This window comes from Oscillospiraceae bacterium, assembly GCA_035353335.1.
Lineage (GTDB): Bacteria > Bacillota > Clostridia > Oscillospirales > JAKOTC01 > DAOPZJ01.
In genome coordinates this window covers 20,542-42,783 of the sequence record DAOPZJ010000009.1, presented here as the reverse complement: position 1 = coordinate 42,783, position 22,242 = coordinate 20,542, and the positions used below count along the sequence as shown (strand labels likewise).

Annotated in this window: 19 protein-coding genes; 5 read left to right on the top strand and 14 right to left on the bottom strand. The window is 49.6% G+C overall.

Annotated features, from left to right (window positions below):
* Window positions 1-31: 31 nt before the first annotated feature.
* From murA to PKH29_03380, 12 genes are all read right to left on the bottom strand, one after another.
* A complete protein-coding gene (gene murA / locus PKH29_03435; protein ID HNX13889.1) occupies window positions 32-1,294 on the bottom strand; it encodes a UDP-N-acetylglucosamine 1-carboxyvinyltransferase in 1,263 nt (420 codons plus the stop codon).
* A 60-nt stretch (window positions 1,295-1,354) separates the two neighbouring features.
* Window positions 1,355-2,482, bottom strand: a complete 1,128-nt coding sequence (gene murG / locus PKH29_03430) for an undecaprenyldiphospho-muramoylpentapeptide beta-N-acetylglucosaminyltransferase (GenBank protein HNX13888.1) — start codon at window positions 2,480-2,482, stop codon at window positions 1,355-1,357.
* Window positions 2,483-2,492: 10 nt separating this feature from the next.
* Window positions 2,493-3,734, bottom strand: coding sequence for a putative lipid II flippase FtsW (ftsW, locus tag PKH29_03425; GenBank protein HNX13887.1), 1,242 nt, complete (start codon window positions 3,732-3,734; stop codon window positions 2,493-2,495).
* 52 nt (window positions 3,735-3,786) lie between these two features.
* Window positions 3,787-4,803 (bottom strand): phospho-N-acetylmuramoyl-pentapeptide-transferase, encoded by a 1,017-nt coding sequence (mraY, locus tag PKH29_03420; protein HNX13886.1) that lies wholly within the window; start codon window positions 4,801-4,803, stop codon window positions 3,787-3,789.
* A gap of 16 nt (window positions 4,804-4,819) precedes the next feature.
* Window positions 4,820-6,259 carry a UDP-N-acetylmuramoyl-L-alanyl-D-glutamate--2,6-diaminopimelate ligase gene (locus PKH29_03415; GenBank protein HNX13885.1) on the bottom strand — a complete coding sequence of 480 codons (1,440 nt, stop codon included), beginning with the start codon at window positions 6,257-6,259 and terminating at the stop codon, window positions 4,820-4,822.
* Window positions 6,260-6,307: 48 nt separating this feature from the next.
* On the bottom strand, window positions 6,308-8,620 hold the full coding sequence (locus PKH29_03410; protein HNX13884.1) for a penicillin-binding transpeptidase domain-containing protein: 2,313 nt from the start codon (window positions 8,618-8,620) through the stop codon (window positions 6,308-6,310).
* A gap of 202 nt (window positions 8,621-8,822) precedes the next feature.
* A complete protein-coding gene (locus tag PKH29_03405) occupies window positions 8,823-9,389 on the bottom strand; it encodes a hypothetical protein (protein HNX13883.1) in 567 nt (188 codons plus the stop codon).
* Between the two features lie 88 nt (window positions 9,390-9,477).
* Window positions 9,478-10,407: a 16S rRNA (cytosine(1402)-N(4))-methyltransferase RsmH gene (gene rsmH, locus PKH29_03400; protein ID HNX13882.1), complete on the bottom strand. Its 930-nt coding sequence runs from the start codon at window positions 10,405-10,407 to the stop codon at window positions 9,478-9,480.
* Between the two features lie 2 nt (window positions 10,408-10,409).
* The gene (locus PKH29_03395) at window positions 10,410-10,814 is read right to left on the bottom strand and encodes a division/cell wall cluster transcriptional repressor MraZ (protein ID HNX13881.1); all 405 of its coding nucleotides are present in this window, start codon (window positions 10,812-10,814) and stop codon (window positions 10,410-10,412) included.
* A gap of 259 nt (window positions 10,815-11,073) precedes the next feature.
* Window positions 11,074-12,459 (bottom strand): hypothetical protein, encoded by a 1,386-nt coding sequence (locus PKH29_03390; GenBank protein ID HNX13880.1) that lies wholly within the window; start codon window positions 12,457-12,459, stop codon window positions 11,074-11,076.
* 96 nt (window positions 12,460-12,555) lie between these two features.
* A complete protein-coding gene (locus PKH29_03385; GenBank protein ID HNX13879.1) occupies window positions 12,556-14,091 on the bottom strand; it encodes an NAD(P)H-hydrate dehydratase in 1,536 nt (511 codons plus the stop codon).
* Window positions 14,092-14,220: 129 nt separating this feature from the next.
* Complete coding sequence (locus tag PKH29_03380) at window positions 14,221-14,778, bottom strand: hypothetical protein (GenBank protein ID HNX13878.1); 558 nt, start codon at window positions 14,776-14,778, stop codon at window positions 14,221-14,223.
* Window positions 14,779-14,837: 59 nt separating this feature from the next.
* Here PKH29_03380 and ispE point away from each other — a divergent pair, with 59 nt between their 5' ends.
* From ispE to PKH29_03360, 4 genes are all read left to right on the top strand, one after another.
* Window positions 14,838-15,737 (top strand): 4-(cytidine 5'-diphospho)-2-C-methyl-D-erythritol kinase, encoded by a 900-nt coding sequence (gene ispE / locus PKH29_03375; protein ID HNX13877.1) that lies wholly within the window; start codon window positions 14,838-14,840, stop codon window positions 15,735-15,737.
* 71 nt (window positions 15,738-15,808) lie between these two features.
* Window positions 15,809-15,970 (top strand): hypothetical protein, encoded by a 162-nt coding sequence (locus tag PKH29_03370; GenBank protein ID HNX13876.1) that lies wholly within the window; start codon window positions 15,809-15,811, stop codon window positions 15,968-15,970.
* A gap of 42 nt (window positions 15,971-16,012) precedes the next feature.
* Complete coding sequence (locus PKH29_03365) at window positions 16,013-17,005, top strand: alpha/beta fold hydrolase (GenBank protein ID HNX13875.1); 993 nt, start codon at window positions 16,013-16,015, stop codon at window positions 17,003-17,005.
* A gap of 15 nt (window positions 17,006-17,020) precedes the next feature.
* Complete coding sequence (locus PKH29_03360; GenBank protein HNX13874.1) at window positions 17,021-17,428, top strand: PaaI family thioesterase; 408 nt, start codon at window positions 17,021-17,023, stop codon at window positions 17,426-17,428.
* 30 nt (window positions 17,429-17,458) lie between these two features.
* Here PKH29_03360 and ade read toward each other — a convergent pair whose 3' ends face one another.
* Together ade and PKH29_03350 are read right to left on the bottom strand one after the other, a co-directional pair.
* Window positions 17,459-19,159, bottom strand: a complete 1,701-nt coding sequence (ade, locus tag PKH29_03355; GenBank protein HNX13873.1) for an adenine deaminase — start codon at window positions 19,157-19,159, stop codon at window positions 17,459-17,461.
* Window positions 19,160-19,260: 101 nt separating this feature from the next.
* Window positions 19,261-20,517 carry a Gfo/Idh/MocA family oxidoreductase gene (locus PKH29_03350; protein ID HNX13872.1) on the bottom strand — a complete coding sequence of 419 codons (1,257 nt, stop codon included), beginning with the start codon at window positions 20,515-20,517 and terminating at the stop codon, window positions 19,261-19,263.
* A gap of 172 nt (window positions 20,518-20,689) precedes the next feature.
* Here PKH29_03350 and PKH29_03345 point away from each other — a divergent pair.
* A partial coding sequence (locus tag PKH29_03345) for a DUF4038 domain-containing protein (GenBank protein ID HNX13871.1) occupies window positions 20,690-22,242 on the top strand: 1,553 nt, incomplete at its 3' end.

Genomic DNA, 22,242 nt, shown 5'->3' with positions numbered 1-22,242 from the left:
TACATCCTTCCACGTAAAAAAGTTTTTTGCTTCAATCCTCGATATATTCCTTCCAGATGCGGCCTCCGATTGTCGTAAAATCCCGTTGGATGTCCTCATAACCGCGCCCGATGTACTCGGTGTTGTGGATGACGCTCTTTCCTTCAGCGCCGAGTGCCGCAACGACCAGCGCAGCACCTGCCCTCAGATCACTTGCCGCTACCTCTGCGCCTTGCAAACTTCTTTTACCTTCAATGACCGCGGTACGGTCATAAACCCGTACGTTCGCACCCATCCGGTTAAGTTCGTCGGCGTATTTAAAACGATTTTCAAAAATCGTCTCTATAATGGTTGATGTTCCGGTTGCATATGCCAAAACCGCTCCCATCAATGGCTGCGCGTCGGTCGGAAAACCCGGATAAGGCATTGTCCGCAGCGTCGGAATGGGTTTCGGAGGTTTTTTAAATCGAAAATAGATGCCATCCTTGCCGGAGAAAATCCTCCCGCCGCAAGTTTCAAATGCCGAAAGCACCGAATCCATGTTCGAGGCGATTGCACCACGCATAAAGATCTCGCCGCCGCAGATTGCTGTCGCTGCCATATATGTCGCCGTTGCGATACGGTCCGGCATATTTTCGAATTCACAGCCATTCAGCCGAGCGACACCATCAATCGTTATCACACTGCCCCGCATATTGATTTTTGCGCCGCATGCATTTAGGAATTCAACAAGCTTTTCAACTTCCGGTTCTTGCGCCGCATTGATGATGGTCGTATGCCCGTGAGCCGTCGAGGCGGCGATCATTATGTTCTGCGTCGCGCCGACGCTCGGAAAAGAAAATGAGATTTTTGCGCCTTTTAAGGGTTTTTCGGCGACGCAGACGATCTTTCCGCCGCTGTCGCTGACCACTGCGCCGAGTTCACGCAGACCGTAGAGATGGATATCGAGCGGCCTGCATCCGAGCACACATCCGCCGGGATAGGTGATTTCCGCTCTTCCGGTTTTTGCGAGCATAGCGCCTAAGAAAATTGAAGATGAGCGCATTCTGCGCATCAGGGCATCATCGATGGAATAACCCGGTTCTGAGGCCGGTTTGATGCACATGACGCCGTTTTCCAACGCCGCCTCGCAGCCGAGAGAGGTCAAAATTTCGATGCAGCTGTCGATATCGCTCAGATGCGGGCAATTGGTGATTTTCACCGGCCCGTCACAAAGATAAGAAGCAGATATAAGCGGCAAAACGCCGTTTTTTGAACCCTGAACTTTAATTTCGCCGAGAAGCCGCTTTCCGCCGATTACTGCCAAGTCCGCCATATTAAGTTCCTTTCGAATATGATGGGGTGCAACCCATAATATGCGAAAGGCCGTGTGCTGTTACTGCTTAAAAATTCGCCTTATTTGTTCATAGATTCGGTCGCAGACGTCGTAGATGGCAAGCGATTGTTCGCCTTTGCGCATTTTTTCCACCGTCTCCCGGCTGGAGATAATACGCCTGATTGTGTCGTACAACAGATTTGCGGTCAATTCATCTTCGGTGATTACAATCGCCCCGCCGTTTTGTTCGATCAGTTTCGCATTATAATATTGGTGATTTTCGGTGACATTCGGGGACGGTATTAAAATAGCCGGGGTTGCCGTGACCGCAAGTTCGGCGAGGATCGATGCACCTGCCCGGCTGATCATCAGGTCACAGGCCGTCATCAAAGTCGGCATATCATCGATGAACTCCAAGACCGAAATACGGTCCTCGGGGTGGTTGTACCGAACATGAGCCTCATCAAGCGTTTTAATAAAGGGCTCGTAGTAACCCCGCCCTGTCCCATGTACAAACCGGCAGTTTGGAAGAGTTTTAATCATCGTTAAAAATTCTGCCATTACTTTGTTGAAGACCTTCGCGCCTAAAGAGCCTCCCGCTGAAATAATTAAAATTTCATCCGGCTTGATGCCGTATTTTTTACGGGCGTTTGCACGGTCGGCATAAATAAATTCATCGCGGATCGGATTTCCGACAATAGCTTTGTGCCTAGCCTTCGGGAGCCGTTCTCCGGCCTTGGCGTTTGGCAGTAAAACAATGTCTGATTTACCCGAAAGTAATTTTGTGGTCACACCGGGAAACGTATTCTGTTCGTGAATCATCGTCTTTATGCCGTGTTTTGCCGCGCGGCTGACAACGGGCCAGCTCACAAATCCGCCGACACCGATGACGAGATCGGGCTGAAACCGGTCGAGGATTTTATCGGCGGTTTTCAGCGCTTTGACTGCGGTTTGGATGGTCTTAAAATTGTGGACGATATTTTGAAAAGATAAATGCCGCGCAAGACCGTCCATCTTGATTGGATACATCTTATAACCCGCCGCGGGCACGAGCCGGCCTTCCATCTTGTTGGGATCACCTGCAAAGGCTACGTCCCAGTCGGGATGCAGCTTTCGAATATATCCGGCGATCGCAAGCGCCGGATTGATATGGCCGCCGGTTCCGCCGCCGGTGATCAAGATTCGCATGTTTTTCCTCCTATAATGCGTTGTCAATCGTCGTAGATCGGGAGACCGACAAAACGACCCCCATCTCGGCTAGCAGCATCATCAGAGATGTCCCTCCGGATGAGAAAAACGGCAATGAGATGCCGGTATTCGGAATGGTGTTGGTGACGACCGCGATGTTTAAAAGCGCTTGAAGTCCCACTTGAACGGAAAGGCCGACGGCAAGCATCGCACCGAATTTATCCCTGGCCCGAAACGCTATTTTAAATCCGCGCCATAAGAGCCATACAAACAGCAAGATCAGAACTACCGCCCCGATAAAACCGAGTTCCTCGCAGATGACGGCATAAATAAAATCATTTTGCGGCTCGGGGATATAGAGGTGTTTCTGGCGTGAATTACCGAGCCCGACGCCCCAAAGCCCTCCCGAACCGATGGCGTAAAGTGATTGGATGGTCTGGTAACCCTTATCGAGCGGATCCGACCACGGATCCAGCCAGTAAGACACCCGATCGAGCATGTATTGAATATTGCCTGATAAGACGATTGCCGCGAGGCCGACTGCAATAGCACCGAAAATCCCCACAAAATAAGCCCAGTGTGTTCCGCCCACCCACATCATGACCGCCGTGATCGACACGAACAACACAATGCCCGACATATGAGGTTCTTTATACATCAAAAGTACAACCGGAACGAGTAAAATCAAGAACGGAAGAACACCATTTTTAAAACTGCGCATCCGGCGTTCAAAATCGGTCTTTTCCGAAAAATCCGAGATGAGTTTGGCAAAAAGTACAATAATGAAAAATTTCATTAATTCGGATGGCTGAAAATTGAAGCTGCCGATATATATCCAGCGCCGTGCGCCATTTCTTAACGGCATGAACAGAACTACGACGAGTAAAACAAGACCTGCAAGATAGAAAATCCAAGCGAACCGCTTGAGTGCATTGTAGTTGATATATGAGATCAAGACCATACAAATTACGCCGATCAGCGCAAACCTAAGCTGGCGCACCACGTAAAAAGCGCTATCGCCCTCATGCTGAAGCGCATAGACATTGGAAGCTGAATACAACATCACAAGTCCGAAAGCGAGCAGGATGATGACCAGAAAGAAAAACGGCAGATCAAAATAGCCCCTTGCGGCGATGCCGTAGAAAATCGACTTCTTTTTTTGCGCTTCAATTGCACGCAGATTTCCGCGGACCGAAGGCGTTCGGACCGATGGCGGGTGCCCTGTGGGCATCTTCTGGCCAGTCCCCTGCATGATTCCCCACCTTCCAGGAGTTAGAGTAAATTTACGTTAAAAGCGAAGGATCTCAGCCGTTGACGGCAAGGACAACGCCGACGACTGCTCCGACAAGCCCGATAGCGGAAAAAAAAGCAACGATCTTATTCTCACTCCAGCCGCTCATCTCATAACTGTGATGAATCGGGCTCATTTTGAAAATCCGTTTTCCGGTGAATTTGAATGACGCGACCTGCAGCACAACCGAGAGCATATCAATGTAATAAGCGATTCCGACAGGAATCAACAACAGGGGTTTTTCGATATAAAAGGCCATTGCGACTACGATGCCGCCCAAAAAGTGATTGCCCATGTCACCCATAAATACTTTTGCCGGATTGTGATTATGTATTAAAAAGCCCAGACAGCAGCCTAAGAGGATTGCCGCCCAAACTTGCCCTCCGAAAGCCCGCAGCACCGAAAAAATTATTAAAAAGGCGATCGATACAATTGATGTGGTGGACGAACTTAATCCGTCGATGCCGTCATGAATGTTGACCGCATTTACGGTTCCGACAATCAGCACGACCATAACCGGATAGTACCAAAACCCGATATCAAACCAACCCGCATAAGGCACCCAGACCAAAGTATCGGCAAGCCCGAGCAGCGCCATCGTTGAAAGATAAGCAATTGCTGTGAGTGTTTGAAGGAATAATTTCTGCCAACCGGTGATACCTGCGTTTTTTTGTTTGGTGACCTTGGCGTAATCATCTAAAAAGCCGCAGAATGTAAAAAACAACGCCATAATTAAGCCGCAGATCAGTTTATAATTGATTCCTTGAACCGCCTCGGTTGATCCGTAAGTGTCGTTTGCACCGCCGGTCATAACCATTGTTATGACTAAAGCGACAATCGACGCCAGAATAAATGTCATGCCGCCCATCGTCGGAGTTCCGCGCTTTTTTTCATGCCAGGTCGGACCGATCTCTTTGATCGGCTGCCCGAATTTAATTTTATGCAGCCAAGGGATCATCAGGTATCCCGAGAGCCAGGTGATGATAAAGGCGATCAGACCGCCTAAACCAATAAGTGTCCAGTTGTTCATCGGATCGCCCCTTTGTTTATAATAAACTCAAAAACTGAGCCGTAATCTCGCGCTCGTCGAAATGCAGTACTGAGTCGCCAATCTTTTGATAGGCTTCGTGGCCTTTTCCGGCGAGTATTACTACATCGCCGGGCTGATGTTCCAAAATCGCCGTCTTGATGGCCTCACGCCGGTCGCTGATCACTCTGCGCTTTTTCGGCTGTTTCATGCCTTCCAGAATCTCGCCGATGATTGCATCGGGGGCTTCGTGGCGCGGATTGTCGGAAGTGACATAAACAAAATCCGCCAGCTCTTCGGCGATTTTGCCCATCAAAGGCCGTTTGAGCTTGTCACGGTCGCCACCGCACCCGAACAGCACGACCACTCTGCCCGTCGAAAAACTTCTAACGGTCTTGAGCACTTTTTCAAGTGCATCGGGTTTATGCGCATAATCCAATAAAATCGTGAAGTCCCTGCAGGTCGGAATCAGTTCCAATCGCCCAGGAACTGTTGTGACCGAGCTGAATGCTCTGCAGACCTCATCGAAACCGAAGCCGCACTGCATAAGCAGCGCTGCTGCCGTCATAGCGTTGTAGACTGTAAAATTGCCGAGAATCGGGACGCTGATATGCCGTTTTTCCCCGTTGTATTCCAGATCGAACCGCGTGCCTTTGATGTCGCATTCGATGTTTGACGCGTTCAGAACGCCTTTTCCCCTGACCGAGATAAACAGTGGTTTACCCGTAAACAATTCCACGCCCTCAGCGCCTTTCGGGTCATCGGCGTTAGATACAGCTGATTTCGCCAATGCGAACAACGGTTTTTTGGCGTTCAGATAAGCCTGCATGCTGCCATGATAATCGAGATGGTCCTGCGAAAAATTCGTGAATGCTGCCGCTTCGAAGCGGCAGCCATCGATTCTCCCTTGTGCGATGCCCTGAGAACTGACCTCCATCACGACATACTCGCAACCCTCGACCGCCATCAATTTAAACAATCTTTGCAGTTCTTCGGGTTCCGGTGTCGTTTGGTCGGCCGGGAATTCGCGGCTTCCCGCCATGCATTTGACGGTTCCGATCAATCCGGTCTTCTTTCCGAGGCGGTCGAGCATCGCTTTCACCATAAATGTCGTGCTGGTCTTTCCGCTGGTTCCGGTTACGCCGATCAGTTTGTATTCCTCACTGGGATATTCATAATAGGCGGCGATAAGTTTATTCAAAGCCGTTCTTGAATCGCTGACGATTACCTGATGCGGAAGTCCGAGATCGCGCTCGACAATGACTGCTGCGGCACCTTTTTCCAAAACTTCGCCGCAGGCATTATGCCCGTCGAAATGGATGCCGCTGATCGCGACAAACAAATCGCCGGGGCATATTTTACGCGAATCGCTGACAATGCTGGTAATCTCGCAGTCCCTGCAGACCGACAATACATCAACACGCTCCAATAATTGATACAGCCGCATTCCGATACTCATCCTTTCGCAGTGGATCATAATCCGATATCTGATCGTTACTTTTCTATTTTACTCCACATTGTCGGAATAACGCAAGCGTATTTCGACAACCGTTCCGATTTCGACTTCGGTTCCCGCTGCCGGGTTCTGGGAGGAGATCGTCGCTTCCGAACTGCCCGCACGCGCGCCCACAATCGATATATTAAGATCCCGGTTGGTCAGCATGCTGTTGGCAGTGCCTACCGAAACGCCGGTCATATCAGGTACGACGACTTTTCTGACCGGGTCACTGCTGAACGCGACGACAACGGTACCGCCTTTCGGAATTAAAGTACCGACGGCGGGTACCTGATAAAGTATTGTGTCACCGCTTCCGATTGATTGCATCTTCAGACCTTTGTTGGTTAACGCTTTTTCAGCTGCAGATTTGCTCTTTCCGTTCACATCGGGCGTGATTACACTGAGATTGGCAAGCTCTTCTTCGGTATAAATCGGCTCAATGCCCAAGTAGGGTAAAACGTCTTCGAGGATATCAGCCACGAGCGGGGCTGCGATTTGACCGCCGAAATTGGAGAAGCTGTGCGGCTGGTCAAGAATGACCAAAATAGCGACCTGGGGGTCATCCGCCGGCGCGAATCCGCAGAACGAAGCGATGACCTCGTTGAGCTTATTGCCTTGTTCGTCATAGAGGTCTGTTTTTTCGGAAGTTCCGGTTTTCCCTGCTACCCGGTATCCGGCGACATAGGCGTTGCGTCCGGTTCCGGAGCTGACCACTTTTTCAAGTATTTGGCACATGGTCTTAGACGTATCTTCGGAGATCACCTGCCGACGGGCCGTCGGAGTCATTGTCTTTTCAACGACCCCGTCAGCCGAAACAACATTTTTAACGATATACGGCTGCATTAGTTTTCCGCCGTTAGCGACCGCGCAGACTGCCGAGATCATCTGTAATGGTGTTACTTTAAAAGTCTGGCCGAAGGACGAGACAGCAAGTTCGACCGGCCCCATCTCTTCCACTTTGTGAGCGATACCGACTTCCTCTCCGGGCAAGTCGATGCCGGATTCTTCGGTGAGGCCGAACGCCTCATAATATTCCATAAATTTCGTCGCACCGAGCCGTGCGCCGATCTGCATGAACGCAACGTTGCACGAGTTGCCGATCGCCTTTTCGAAGGACTGTGTGCCGTGGCTGCCGTCCGACTTCCAGCATTTGATGCGCCGGTCGGCGACCTGCAGGGCTCCGTGACAAGTAAATGTATCATTTAAACTGACGACGTTTTCCTCAAGAGCCGCAGCTGCGGTGATGATTTTAAAGACAGATCCGGGTTCGTAAACCTCGCCGGTGATCTTATTGCGCCACTGGTCGTTCTGAGCGGCTTTCAAAGCCTCTGTATATTTATCAGTATCGAGCTTTGTGAGCTTTTCCCGCACTTGCTCGCTGTCTATAGCAAAAGGTTCGTTGGGGTCATAATCGCCTTTGGTCGCCATCGCGAGAATCGCACCGGTCTTGACGTCCATGATGATGCCCGCGGCCCGGTTGGTGACGTTGTGGTCTTCGATCGCCGCCTCGAGGTGCTTCTCCAAATAGAGCTGTACAACCTCGTCGACAGTCAACACCAAACTGGAACCGTCTTTGGCATCGACAGTCGTCTCGTATTCCGAAGGCATGTTCACGTTGACGCCGTTTTTCAGACTGATGATGCGTCCGGGCGTACCCTTCAGCAATTCATCGTAGTATAATTCCGTGCCGTAAAGACCCTGATTGTCAGTGCCGGTGAACCCGAGCAGGGTCGCGGCAAAATTTCCGTAAGGGTAATATCGTTCGGTATCGGTGGCAAGCGAGATACAGCTGAGCTTGTTTTCGGCGATAAACCGGCTGATCAGATCGGCTTGTTCTTTTTTGATTTTACGTTTGATACAGACGTAACTGACGTTTTTCTTTGTGAAGTTATAAACCGTCTCACGGTCCATGTCCAAAATGATCGAGAGATTGTCGGCGAGTAGATTCCGCAGCGCCTCGGCTTTTTCGGCGCCTGTCTGTGTGGAGGTATTGTCGTTTTCGAGCTTTCGGATTTCCGAGGGATACAGGTCCAGCATCCAACAGGTGGCGTTTTGCGCGAGTACCTTGTAATTGCGGTCGTAAACCGTGCCGCGCATGGGTGTGATCGTATAATCCTTCAATTGATTTTCAAGCGCAAGTTGTGCATAACTCTTTCCGTTGTGTTTCGCAAGAAACTGGATATTGAATAAACTGGCAGTCAGTACCGGCGCGATGACCGCACAGATAATGATTCCCAGGATGATCAGCCGTCTTTTCATTTTTGGACTGCTTCCGCTGACCGGTAATTCTGTTTTGGTTGTTGTCGGTTTTGCGTTGTCCATTACGTGGCCGCCTTTCGCGAAAGTGAAGCTTGGCAAGCGCATTTTTTATTTTATAACAGCAGACGTAAAGATACAAGATCTGCCAAGATAACCAGATCGGATATAATAGTTTCCAAAAAGATCAAAACTTCCCTTTTTTCTAAAATGAAAGCCGACACTTTTCCGATGTCGGCCCCATGTTCAGTTCAATTTTAATTTTATTTTAGTTTCCGCTGATATATGCCGCAATTTGGGTAAAGAACTTACCGATTGAAGCGAAAACACCGTTTTCGCTTCGCACTCCCGTCGGGGAATCTTCACCCGGAAGCGATATATAATTCACTTGTTCATTGCTGATCGGCGTCATACCGTATTCGTTCTTCGCGACATCCTCAGCGGTCCGGATATTGACCCGTTCCTCGAGTTCGCGGCTCTTTTGCTGATAATCGGTTTTGAGCTGTTCGATTTGTGCGGTCGTGCGCGTGATCTCCCGGTTGATCTCGGTGAGTTTGGCCTGGTTGTATACTACCACACCGAACATGAGCATCAAAGCGATGCAGGCTGTGAACACTTTGACCATTTTCAATATGCGCAGTCGGCTGATTGATGCGTTTGTGCCCCTGATCTCCGAAATTTTCGTTTTCAGCGTGGACTTTTTAATGGGTTTCGGCGTAAAGTCTGCATGGATGGTCTTCTTTTTTGCCGCAGCAACGGCTTCGGCTTGTCTGCGCTGTTTTGCTTCCCGGTCAAACCGTGTGAAATCATACGCAAGATTGTCGTACTGTGCCATTTTTGGACCATCCTTTCGCTGTGAGTTTGAAGTTTGTTTCAAACTCCCTCTTTTTTAACTCCTCGGTTTTTCTCTTTATCTGTTCTTTCTATAATTTCTCTATAATTCTCAGTTTTGCGCTCTGGGAGCGCGGATTTTCGTCGAGTTCTCTTTGCGAAGGAAGCATTGGTTTTTTTGTGATCAGTTTGCCCTCTGCGCGATGGTTGCATACGCAGATCGGGAACTCCGGCGGACAGATGCAGTCGGTGATTTTGTCTTTATAAAACCGCTTTGTCATCCTGTCCTCGAGTGAGTGGAAGGTCAGAATGACCATCCGGCCCCCGTGGTTCAGTTTTTGCCATCCGGCTTCCAGACCTGCGGCGAGCTCTCCCAACTCGTCGTTGACCTCAATTCTGAGGGCTTGGAAACAGCGTTTGGCGGGATGTCCTTTTTCGCTTCGGGCTGCAGCCGGCATGGCATTTTTTATAATATCCGCCAGCTCGGTGGTCGTCTTTATCTCCCGTATGGCCCGAATCTCGCAGATTGATTCTGCGATTCTTCTTGAATAACGTTCCTCTCCATACTCGTAAAATATCCGCTCAAGATCTTCTTTTTTATAGGTATTTACTACCTCCCGTGCGGATAAACCCCTACTTTGATCCATCCTCATGTCGACTTCCGCTTCATTTTTGTAAGAAAAACCCCTCCCTGTCTCATCAAGTTGGTGCGACGAAACCCCGCAATCGATCAGGAGTCCGTCGATACCGTCTATGTTGAGCTCGGAAAGCAATTGTGCCATCCGGCTGAAACGGTCATGATAAATCTTTGCGCAGGTGTATTTTGAAAGCCGCTCGCCCGCCGCTTTGACCGCTTCTTCGTCGCGGTCGATTGCGATGAGCCGCCCTGTCGACAGGCGGTTTGCGATTTGTTCGGAATGTCCGCCGCCCCCGACCGTAGCGTCGACATAGACGCCGTCCGGTTTAATTGATAACCCCTCGATGCATTCGCCGAGCATCACGCTGTAATGGTTGAAACACATGGTTATAACCCGATGTTGCCCGGAATCTTGAACGGTCCCGCCGGCGGGAGTTTCTCCTTGCACCAGATCTCGATATAGTTCATAACACCGATGATGACGACCTCGCTCTTTTCCCCGAGACCCGCAAGTTTGCGCAATTCGGGCGTAATTGTGACGCGGCCCTGCTTGTCCGGCGCGACTTCGATGGCATACCGGAAGATATCGCGCATACCGAGCCGGACTTCTCTCGACATGCTCTCGATATTTGCTTTTACGCGTTCCCAGGTCGCAGTGGAATAGCCCGCAAGGCATCCGGAATCACCGTCCATGAGGATCACGAAGGACTCGCCCATCTCCTCGCGAAATTTCGCGGGCACGAACAACCGGCCCTTTTCGTCGATGTTGTACGTAAAACTGCCGATCAGCAAGGTCCTTCCTCCTCTCGATTTTAAATGAATAGGAGAGTCTGTTTCGAGCGGTTTTTAACCACTTCCAACCTCGGCTCGCCTATTTCAACCACCGTGACCCTATTATACCGCATATCTCCCCCACATGCAAGTATGCGGCTTCAGATTAAAATGGTAATATCTTAACATTTGTCGTTATAATATGATATTTGTCACAAAAAGAAAAAAGCGGGGTAAAAACCTCGCTTTTTGTGTAACTTGAAACTCGGAAAAGGTCTAATTATCGGACTTTTGGACGGTCTCTCACAAACAGCAAAATTGCTGCTGCGAAGGCCGAAAACAGGATTAAAATTGCCGTCACAACCGGATCCTGCGCCCCCATCGGTGGTGTAGCAATACCGCTCGCCGCCGATTCTGCGCTTAAAACCAATCTGTCGCTTGATGTCGGAGAACTCCCGGAAATAAACGAACCATTGCCGAAAGAGGAAGCACCGTTTTGAGATGTCAGAAGCGCCGGATCTTGCCTTATATACACATAAACATCAAGCGAAGTCGTGTTTCCGCTGCTGTCGTTCACGGTGTAGGTGATCGTGTAACGCCCCGGTTTATTCGTGCTGACTGTAGGAATGATGTCATAAACGGCGTTCGCACCCGATTCCGTCCTGGAAGACGAGAAGACCTTTACCTGAGTTCGAATATGACTTGTCAATTCTCCGTCCACCGGATCATAGGCGAGCAAATTCAATCCCGGCTCGGATTTCAAATCAAACGGGGTACTGCGCTGTGTGAAAGAGAGATTATTGGCTGTAATAACCGGAGCGCTGCCTTTATACAGATTTACCTTCACATCTATCACTGCCATTTTTTCTATATAAGGCGATAATGCACCTGTCTGAATTGTACATAAAAACATGCCGGGCTCGCTGTTAAAAGTTATAATGCCGGTGGAGGTATCCAATGCCCCCTCAGCGTACCAAATAATTTTTCCGAGATTCTCCTTTCCCGCCAATGCGCTGAGATCAGCTGTCCACTTTCCGTTTTTCAAGATCTTTTGCAGCGTAACCGATTGCGGAGAAAGTGAAAAATAACGAAGTCTTTGATTCGAACTCAAATCCAATGAGGCAATTCGATTGAGGAACAACGATAATGTTTCTAAGTTTTTTGCTTTTGAAAGATCAAGCCGCTCCAGTTGATTATGGGAACATTCCAAAGTCATAAGCGCCGTGCAGCCGGAGAGATCGAGTTCAGTCAAACGGTTGTATTCGCAGTTCAATGTGTTCAATGATGTACAGCCGGAAAGATTCAATATTTTAAGATTGTTATCGGAACAGATGAGCAAACTCAACTTTGTCATTCCGGAAAGGTTAAGTTCCGTCAGATTGTTGCAATAACACCAAATCCGCTCGACTTGCGAAAAATTTTGAATCCCCTCAAGCGAAGAAACCGCCTCACAATACACGGGGACAATCGACAATTCTTTGACCGCCGAAAGCTCTTTTTCTGACAGTGCACCGTCCTTGTCGAGGTCAAACCGCATCGTATAATTCCGGAAAACCGGGTCCGGAAAATTGGCTGCGTCAATCGGGACTCCGGCGGCTGACAGAGACATCGGCAAAATCGTCGAGAGCAGAACGAGACTAGCCAGAACCGCGATAAACTTTTTCATGAAGTTTCCTCCTTCAGGCGCATATGGCTTTATCAGGTTACCATATTGTGTAATTTAAAAGGCGCTATGATTCTTTTTGAGCTTTATCTCTAATATCTATTTCTCTAATTTCAAAAACACCTGAGAGAGCATCTCGAGGGTGTTTGTGGCGTCGGCGGCGGTAATCGAATATTTTCCCGCAGCCAACCGTCCGGCTTTTCCGCAGCACCACGCACCCATACAGGCCGCGTCAAACGGCTCGACACCCTGTGCCGCAAACCCGCCGATCACGCCCGCAAGAAGGTCGCCGCTGCCGCCTTTTGCCATTGCCGGGCTGCCCTCGGCGACCACGCAGACCCGATCGCCGTCGGTGATGATCGTGTCAGCGCCTTTTAACAGTAAAACTAAGTCGTTTTGTTTTGCGAATTCAACTGCGGTATTGAGCTTTTTCTCCAATAACTCGACGATCGGAATGCCGGTCAGGCGCGCGAATTCGCCGGGATGCGGAGTCATGATCAGGCGTTTTCCGTACTGCCCGAGCAGTTCCGGGTATTCGGCAATCGAATTGAGCGCGTCGGCGTCGAGTACAATCGGAACGTCCGTGCGGTCAGCGAGTTCGAAAACGATATCCGCCCGGTCGCTTCCGCTGCCCCATCCGCAGCCGGCGACAATCGCCGTCGCGCGTTTGGCCTGCTCGTAAATGCTCTGAACGCCCCGCTCGTCGATATGACCGTACCCCATCGTCTCATAGGCGTCGGTCGTATAAAAATTCGTCATCTGCACGGTCAGATCGGCCGCGATCGAGCCCCCGATGCGCTTGTCGGAAAACAGCTCCACCAGCCCCGAGCCCGCTTTGGAAGCACCCTTTGCCGCTAATTTCGCCGCGCCGCACATACCCGGTTGACCGGCGAGTACCAAGGTACGCCCGAATTCGCCCTTGTTGGCATATTTGTCGCGTACGATCAGCCGCTCTTTGACAAACGCTTCTTCGACCAATTCGACGGTTCCGTATTGTTCGAAGATCTCCGGTTTGATGCCGATATCGGCAAGCTCCGTTCCGCCGCATTTTTTTGCCGACGGGCAGATGAAATGCGCCGGTTTACAAGCCCCGAAGGCGATGGTGATGTCAGCTCTGAAAGCGTTTTTATCGGCGCTCCCGTCATCCGCATGACAGCCGGACGGGATGTCAAGAGAAAATTTCAGCGCGTGCGAGGAATTCATGATTCCAAGCAGACGCGCCGTCGTCTCATCCGTTTCATCGTGAAAGCCGATTCCGAACACTGCATCAATCAATACATCTGCAGCGCAGATCAATTCAGTCGCTCCGTCCTCGTCTCCGCGGAAATCCACCAATTCCAATTTGTCTTCTATTTTGTCAAACGCCAATTGCGCCGCAGCTGTGCCGGGATTCCCCACCCCCAGTATTATCGAGCATGAAAACCCCGCTTCGGCAAGGTGTGCCGCGCATAGAAACCCGTCGCCGCCGTTGTTGCCGTTTCCGCATACAGCCACGGCTCTGCAGGGTTTTGCGCGAAGGCAGATCAGTTCCGCTGCCGCTTTCGCGGCGTTTTCCATGAGAACGGCTTGTGAAAGCCCTTCGCAGTCGGCGAGCAATTCCGCGTTTTTCATTTGGGAAGCAGTGAGCAATTTCATATTATGACCGCCCTTTCGCACAAATCGGAAGTATATCCATGTTTGAAAGTGAATGAGATTTGCTCGTGAGAATTTGATCTTCTCTTTCAAAGGGCTGGACCAAAAAATAAACTGATCTATTAGTCCCTGTTAAGATTGCGGTGCATGTTCTTTTCCTTTTCCGAACGCCGCAAGACGCAGCTGGACCGGCAGAGATTGTTTGATCAGTTCGAGCATCTGTTCGTCTGGTTCAAAGATCACCATGTCTTTTCTGCCTTGCTCGGCAAGACACACCGAATACCAAAGCTTTTTGGCCCGTCCCGTATACGCGCTGTAAGTGTGATAGGGTTTATAACTTCTTTTTTTTGCGGGTGTGTATTTTCCGAAAGCGGTGATACGTGAAAAATTGATTCGAGTCAGGGTTTGGCGCGTACCTTTTTTCAAAATTTTATCAATACTCACCCAATCTCCGGTATATTCATAGTAAAATTCCGGGCTGAGCCGCTTGGTATACAGCAGCGCGAGCATGATGACCATGATCATAAAAATAATAGCGAGCAGACCACCGCCGTATTGAGGAAACCGAATCATCATTAGATAAAATCCGCCGACGGAAGCCGAGACAGCTCCAACCCACACCAGTACGGCGAGGAGTTTCTCGCCCAATGTAGGAATTTTCTGCACTGTCTGCTCGTAATACTGCTCCATATCGTCCTCCAAGTTACATATTAATGCTATTTTACCACAGCAGAAAGGAATTTTCAACCTTGACTTTTTTTGCCTTTTATGGTATCTTTTTAATCGAAAAAGGGGTGGAGTTTTTGAACGGTATCGTCCGGGCGCTCGCATTTGCAAAATTAAATTTGTCACTTTCGGTTCTTTCGAAACGCGCGGACGGCTTTCATGAACTTCACTCGGTGATGCAGAGCATTTCGCTCTGCGACCGCGTCACGCTGACCCTCACAACCGAAGGCACAATAATCCCGGGAACCGGCACTGCCGGTGAAAAGGACATCACTGTTTCAGCAGCAAAAGCATTTTTTCAGGCATCAGGCGTGAAAAATCCCGGCCTTCTCATTGATATCGAAAAAAATATCCCGATCGCCGCAGGCCTCGGCGGCGGCAGCGCGGACGGCGCTGCGGTATTATGCTGTCTCAACGAATTGTTCCGAACGGGGCTCTCCCCATCGGAACTCTGCGCCGCAGGCTTCGGCGTCGGCGCCGATGTGCCTTTCTGCATCGTCGGTTCTACCGCTTTGGTAACTGGTGCCGGTGAAACCGTGAAGCCCCTTTCGCCGATTCCCGACTGCGAATTTTTAATTTTCTCAAAAGAGGCGAAGCCGGGTACCGCTCAGATGTTCGCGGAATATGACCGTCGTTTCCCAAGCGAAAAACCGACGCCGAATATTCTTGAAACTTTCGATTTCAGAGGGTTGCGCTCCGGTATACATAATGATTTTCTTCCGCTCTACGGAGATTGTTTCGATGCGGCTTTTACAGTTATAAAGTCCCGTTTCCCCGTTTGTTTCGGCCTCTCCGGCAGCGGCCCTTCCGCTTTTGCGATGTTCGAGAGTCCTGACAAGATTTGTGAAAACCAACTTATTTCGCTGGGATATCGGGTCATTCGCGCCAAACCCGAGCGCAGAGGCGTCAGCATTTTCGGTTAACACCGTCATTCCGAAAAACATATACTTGAGTATAGTTAAACATAACCGGGTTATGTTTGGAGGAATTTTTTATGATGGAATTCAAATATGCCGTTTTTATCTCCGGTGGTATCGTAGGCGGCGTGATTATCGCACTGGTTGTTCCGGCGTTTTGGGCAGTTTTGATCTGCGGGGGCGCAGTTTTCATCATCATCCGGTATTTATGCGACCGACCCTGCCACAGAAGGAGATAAAATAGAACATTTTCGCCGTAACGGCGAGGACGGAGACATGGAATGAAATTAAAAAAAGCCCTAACGGGAAAATATGTGATGAACAGCTGCCTGGGACTACTGGCCGGCGTCACAGTCATTCCTGCGTTCGCGCTCGGCAATCTGCTCTATAATTACGCGCTCAATCGAAAATTCAACCGGATCAATTTTGATAAACTGCCATCCGCAGAACATGAGAAGTCCTCGAAAGAATGTCCGGCTCCGAATCTGTTCGATCAGGACCCGAATGATACAGAATGGAATGGGATATTCGAAAGGCGCAGAGAGCGTCAGATTACCTCCGATGACGGATTGAAGCTGTTTGCTTATCAAATCGGGGATTCGAATGTGAAGCGCCAGGTCGTCATGGTGCACGGCTACGGCGGTGACCATACGATGTATCGGCATTTGGCAAAAAACTTCTATAAAGCCGAATTTTCCGTCCTGATACCCGACCTGCGCGGACACGGAAAGAGCGAGGGGAAAGTCATCTGCATGGGCTGGAATGACCGGCTTGACCTCATCAAATGGGTCGAGCTGCTCGTCTCGGAAAATCCAAACTGCGAACTCGTACTGTTCGGCATCAGCATGGGTGCGGCCACTGTGATGATGGCTTCCGGGGAAAAATTACCCTGCAACGTCAAAGCGATCATCGAGGATTGCGGATATACTTCTGCGGCCGATCAATTCGCCCATTGCCTGAGATTTTATTTCAACATCATGCCCTTCCCGCTTTTACAATATGCCGGGCTTGTCTGCAGAATTCGCGGGGGCTGGGGATTCCGGGAAGCGAGCTCGGTCAAGCAGCTGAAAAATAACCGCCTTCCGACATTATTTATCCACGGTTCGGATGATAATTTCGTGCCCGCCTTTATGATCGACGAGGTCTATGCAGCGACAACGGGACCGAAAGAAAAATTCGTCGTGCCCGGCGCTGATCATGCCGGTGCCTGCTGCGTTGATCCCGAGGGTTATGAAAAAGTCATCACCGAATTCTTACAAAAATACCAAAAATAAAAAAGGGAATCAACCATGGATCTGACCGAAAAAGCAAAAGAATTTTTTAAAGCCGATATCTACGCCGTTGAGACAACCGGTATTGAGATTTTGGAAGTTAAGCCGAATTATGCCAAATGCCGCCTTTATATTTCACCGAAACACCTAAACGCGGCGAACACCGTCATGGGCGGCGCAATCTTCACGCTGGCTGATTTAACGTTTGCGGTCGCTGCCAATTCCTGCGGGATCATGACCCAATCGCTGACCTCACAAATCGCATTTTTGAGCGTCGCAAAAGGACAAATCCTGTTTGCGGAAGCAACCTGTGTCAAAGGCGGAAAAAGCACCTGCTATTTCATCGTCGATGTTACAGACGAACTTGGCACCAAAGTCGCTTCTGTTTCGGCAACCGGATTTCGAAAAGCCTGTAAAGCAATGTAGGTTTCTATCCGCTGTTAAATTAAATATAACTTAACCCTGAATTTTTAAATATTCACCTTTGAGGGTATCATAAAGACCTCCGGTCGTGATGCGAAGCTTTGGAATCACGGGCAGGGATAAAAACGATAATGTCACCAGCGGATCGATACCTGTGTTCACGCCCATTTCATGGGCGTTTTTAATCAGCCGGGCGATTTCGTTTTGCACAAAATCAGCGTTTGAAACCGGCATCAAACCCAAAACTTCGAGGCCAACCAGATTAATGACTCTGCCGTTTTTAACGAGCGCATATCCGCCCTGCCGCTCAATCAATGCTGAGACTGCAACGAGTATATCACGGTCGTTATCTCCCACGACGATCAGGTTGTGGGAATCGTGTGCGACCGTAGAGGCGATCGCGCCATTCTCTATGCCGAAACCTTTGAGTGCGGCAACCCCAACTTTACCGGTGGCTTTGTGCCGCTCAAAAACAGCGACTTTATTATAAATTCTGTCGGGAACAAAAGGGCCGTCGGAATGCGGCAAAACCACATCCTCGCGCTCGGTCAGAATTTGGCCGGGGACAATACAGATCACCGGCGTTTTTTGCCCCGAGGTCTCAAGCCGGAGTTGCGATGCATTGACATTTACGATATTGACTGTCTTTTTAAGAATCGTCGGAATTTGCATTTTTTTCATATCGGTATATAAAACGCTCTCGCCGTGGTAATAGACATCTTTGATTTTAAAATCCTTTAAATCCTCGACGACAACGAAATTTGCCTTTTTGCCGGGTGCGATTGCACCGATTTCTTTTAATCCGTAACAAGCCGCCGGGTTAACCGTAGCCATTTTTATTGCTTCGATCGGATCAAGACCCAACGCAACGGCTTTTCTGATATTTGCGACAATATGTCCCTCGCGCTTGATATCAGCGATGTGCTTGTCGTCGGTACACATGCAAAATCGCTCGGTCGGCAGGTTCTTTTCGAGGATCCCTTTAACGAGCGCTTCCAAATTGTGCGCTGCACTGCCTTCACGGATAAAAACCCAAAAACCCGCGCGCAGCTGCCGAATAGCCGAGTCGATGTCACAACACTCGTGGTCGGTTATGATGCTCGCCAAACGGCAGGCAGCGATCTCTTTGTCGTTCTTTTCCCCGATGTGTCCGTCTATGATTCGGTTCGTAAACAGCTGTAATTTTTCCGCCATTGCCTTGTCTTTACTGACGACGGCTGGGATATCCATGACTTCGCCAAGACCTAATACACGTGGGTTATCGAGGTATTTTTTCATCATTTCGATATCGAAAACCCCGCCGTTGTCCTCGGTCGGAATCGACGGTACACAAGACGGAAGCATCATGTATACATCCGCCGGAAGATCGGCAGTTGCCTCAAGCATATAGTCGATCCCCGCGCTACCCGCGACATTTGCGGCTTCGTGAGGGTCGATGATAAAACCGAGTGTTCCGCTTTTTGCGCAGAGCGATACGGTTTCCTCAGGCCTCGCCGCAGCGGATTCAAGGTGCAGATGCGCGTCAATCAATCCGGGGATGACGATTTTGCCGCCGAGGTCGATTTCGGTTTCGCCTTTATAGTCCCCAACGCCGACGATTGTATCTCCGCAAATCGCGATATCGGCCTTTAAAATCTCGCCGGAATAGACATTGACCACCCGAGCGTTTAAAAAGACCTTGTCCGCTTTTTGCTTGCCGATGACCGCTTTGAGTGATTTTTGATAATTAAGCATATAATCCTTTCTTTAAAAAGTCCCCCCATATTCATATGATTGAAAGAATTTTTCGGATTATAACATATTCTTGTAAATATTACAAGAGAATAGCTTAATATTTAATTGTTTTTCACACTTTCTATATATTCTTTTATGTTTATCACAGTTCCCTCAAGGCGTGCTTTTTCAGCTGCAAAAGACATGATGTGGCTTTGAACGGATTTTTTTACCGAAGTGAGCCCCTCGGCTTCTCCGTCGCCCTGGACAAGTCGCAGAAAATCCCTCATCAGACCGAAATCACCCCCGCCGTGGCCATATTGCGACTGCTGCAGGTTGATAATTTCATGTTCTCCGGTGAAATTGTGAATCTCGATTTCATTTTTTAGCATCGAGCCCCTAATTTCTCCCTTTGTTCCCATGAGCTTGATTGTCCTGTTGCATTCATACGTAAATGCGCACATCGTAAAAGCCGCAGTGACTTCATTCGCGAATTCCAAATTGACGACCTGATGATCGACCACGTTGTTGTCGCAATGATAGACGCATCTCCCGTAAGGTCCTTCGCGAAGCGCTTTTGTCCTGCCCTCGATGCTCATGTCATTGCAGATTGCCGAAGTAGGCCACCCCGTATTCACGGACAGGTATTGCTTCGGGGCATAATACGGACATTCTTTTTCCACAGGACATCCGTCAAGACATCTGGCAGGAGCTCCGACCGGCGCGTTTTCGGGCTTGAAATGGGAAAGGGTACCGAACGATGAAAGACGTACACAATCGTCACCGGCAAGCCAGAGCATGATGTCCATATCATGACAGCATTTTGAAAGGATCATCGGGCTTGATTCGTCGGAATTCCGAAACCCGCCTCTGACAAAACCGTGTGCCTGATGCCAAAAAGCGACGTTTTCATTATGCTGAATAGAGATAAGTTTTCCGATTCTCCCGTCATCCAAGAGTTTTTTGATGGTTCCGAAAAAATCCGTATACCGCAGGACATGACAGATCGAAAATACCCTGTCATACTCTTCGGCAGCTTCCGCTAAGAGCATGCATTCAGACGGGGTTGCAGCCATCGGCTTTTCGAGCAATACATGATAACCCTTCTCCAGTGCCTTGACGGCAGGGTCGAAATGCAATTTATCATGAGTGCAGATGACCGCCGCATCGCCGAGAAGCTCTCTGCCTAACAGTTCCTTATAATCGGAAAAACGAAGTTGCTCGGGGATGCCGTGTATGTCCGCAAATCGGTTTCTTCTCTCGGCATCGGGTTCCGCAACCGCGACAAACTGCAGCTCATCCGGTTGATTGATCGCATACGGTCCGTAAGCGGTCGACCGTGAACCCGCTCCTATCAATACAGCTTTAATTTTTTTCATTGTATCACCTCAAAATCAATTCATAAATAATTGTATATGAAATCGCGCAATTTGTCTATAAGCTGATAGATTAAAAATACCGGGAGGGCTTTGTTTTAATAGAACGCTTGAAAAAAAGTCAGCGCACTGGTAAAATGTATCAAGACGTCACCGAAAAACAGGAGGGATTATTTTGTACCAAACGAAAAAGAATGAAGTCGTTGAAATTATTCTGCATTCCGAGAGAAGTTACTGTGACCCTTTTAATGAAATCTCGGTTTCTGCCTCTTTCACCTCACCTGACGGCAGCATCAAAAAGGTTCTCGCTTTTTGGGCGGGCAGCAATCTTTGGCATATTCGGTACAGCTCGAATTTGGTCGGCACACACCGTTTTACAACCGCTTGCAGCGACAGCGGAAATTCCGGCCTGAACGGCTTGACGGGCGAAGTGGAAGTGACTGCTTATACCGGCGAAAACCCGCTTTATAAACACGGCGCGGTTCAAAAGAACAGCGGAAATAAATATCTTGAACATACCGACGGAACGCCTTTTTTCTGGCTCGGCGACACTTGGTGGATGGCATTTACAACCCGCCTTTCGTGGCCGGACGGATTTAAAAAACTGACCGCAGACCGCGTTGAAAAGGGCTTTTCGGTGGTTCAGATCATCGCGGGACTCTACCCGGATATGAAGCCGTTTGACGAGCGCGGCACAAACGAGGCGGGCTTCCCGTGGGATCCCGAATTCAAAGCGGTCAACCCGGCTTATTTCGACGCTGCCGATAAAAAGATACAATATCTTATCGATCAGGGGATCGTGCCCTGCATCGTCGGCTGCTGGGGCTTTTTCACGGGCTTTGCGGGCATCGAGAACATCCGCAGGCACTGGAACTATCTGCTCGCGCGCTGGGCGGCATACCCGGTCGTTTGGTGCATCGCGGGCGAGGCGAATATGGCTTTTTACGACGATCCCGATCTGGTCTCCGGCAAGATCACTTATGAACAATATATTCAAAAAGCCCGCAAAGAATGGACAGAACTGACCCGCCATGTCAAAAAAAACGATCCGTTTAAGCGGCTGATCACAATTCACCCGACCCAGAACGGGCATGAGCAGCTTGAGGACGAAACCCTGCTCGATTTGGATATGCTCCAAACCGGGCACGCCGGGCCTCTGTCTCTGCTTCCGACGATCAAACAGGTCAAAGCGGCAGTAGACCGCAAAAAGATGCCGGTCATCGATGCCGAGGTCAACTACGAGGGCATCTGCGGATCGAGCGGACCGGATATCCAGCGCTACTGTTTCTGGGCTAACGTGCTCACGGGCTGCTGCGGGCACACCTACGGCGCAAACGGCATCTGGCAGTTAAACACCATCGGCAAACCCTACGGTCCGTCACCGCACGGCGCGACCTGGGGCGATACCCCTTGGCAGGAGGCATATTTACTGCCCGGTTCATGGCAAGTCGGCGAGAGTAAAAAGTTTTTAATGCAATTTCCGTGGCATAAATTTGAACGACACCCCGAATGGGTGAAAAAACCCTGTTCTTATTCCGATTTGGACGGCGTTTTTTGCGCAGGTGTTCCCGGAGAAGTCCGCGTGGTCTTCTGCCCGTTCTTCGGCGGTGATTTCTGGGGTGAAAATACGATTACGAATATCGAGACGAATGTACGATATAAAGCTAAGCGTTATTATCCGATTTCGGGCGTGACCGAGGATTATGGCATTATCACGCCGAAAGCGGA

What these genes read in the sequence shown, in the direction of transcription:
- PKH29_03415 (HNX13885.1), bottom strand. Translation starts at nt 6,259, where the DNA reads ATGAGTATCGGAATGCGGCTGTATCAATTATTGGAGCGTGTTGATGTA.
- ade (HNX13873.1), bottom strand. Translation starts at nt 19,159, where the DNA reads ATGCTTAATTATCAAAAATCACTCAAAGCGGTCATCGGCAAGCAAAAA.
- PKH29_03360 (HNX13874.1), top strand. Translation starts at nt 17,021, where the DNA reads ATGGATCTGACCGAAAAAGCAAAAGAATTTTTTAAAGCCGATATCTAC.
- PKH29_03370 (HNX13876.1), top strand. Translation starts at nt 15,809, where the DNA reads ATGATGGAATTCAAATATGCCGTTTTTATCTCCGGTGGTATCGTAGGC.
- PKH29_03385 (HNX13879.1), bottom strand. Translation starts at nt 14,091, where the DNA reads ATGAAATTGCTCACTGCTTCCCAAATGAAAAACGCGGAATTGCTCGCC.
- PKH29_03405 (HNX13883.1), bottom strand. Translation starts at nt 9,389, where the DNA reads ATGGCACAGTACGACAATCTTGCGTATGATTTCACACGGTTTGACCGG.
- murG (HNX13888.1), bottom strand. Translation starts at nt 2,482, where the DNA reads ATGCGAATCTTGATCACCGGCGGCGGAACCGGCGGCCATATCAATCCG.
- PKH29_03410 (HNX13884.1), bottom strand. Translation starts at nt 8,620, where the DNA reads ATGGACAACGCAAAACCGACAACAACCAAAACAGAATTACCGGTCAGC.
- PKH29_03350 (HNX13872.1), bottom strand. Translation starts at nt 20,517, where the DNA reads ATGAAAAAAATTAAAGCTGTATTGATAGGAGCGGGTTCACGGTCGACC.
- mraY (HNX13886.1), bottom strand. Translation starts at nt 4,803, where the DNA reads ATGAACAACTGGACACTTATTGGTTTAGGCGGTCTGATCGCCTTTATC.
- ftsW (HNX13887.1), bottom strand. Translation starts at nt 3,734, where the DNA reads ATGCAGGGGACTGGCCAGAAGATGCCCACAGGGCACCCGCCATCGGTC.
- PKH29_03390 (HNX13880.1), bottom strand. Translation starts at nt 12,459, where the DNA reads ATGAAAAAGTTTATCGCGGTTCTGGCTAGTCTCGTTCTGCTCTCGACG.
- rsmH (HNX13882.1), bottom strand. Translation starts at nt 10,407, where the DNA reads ATGTGTTTCAACCATTACAGCGTGATGCTCGGCGAATGCATCGAGGGG.
- PKH29_03380 (HNX13878.1), bottom strand. Translation starts at nt 14,778, where the DNA reads ATGGAGCAGTATTACGAGCAGACAGTGCAGAAAATTCCTACATTGGGC.
- PKH29_03365 (HNX13875.1), top strand. Translation starts at nt 16,013, where the DNA reads ATGAAATTAAAAAAAGCCCTAACGGGAAAATATGTGATGAACAGCTGC.
- murA (HNX13889.1), bottom strand. Translation starts at nt 1,294, where the DNA reads ATGGCGGACTTGGCAGTAATCGGCGGAAAGCGGCTTCTCGGCGAAATT.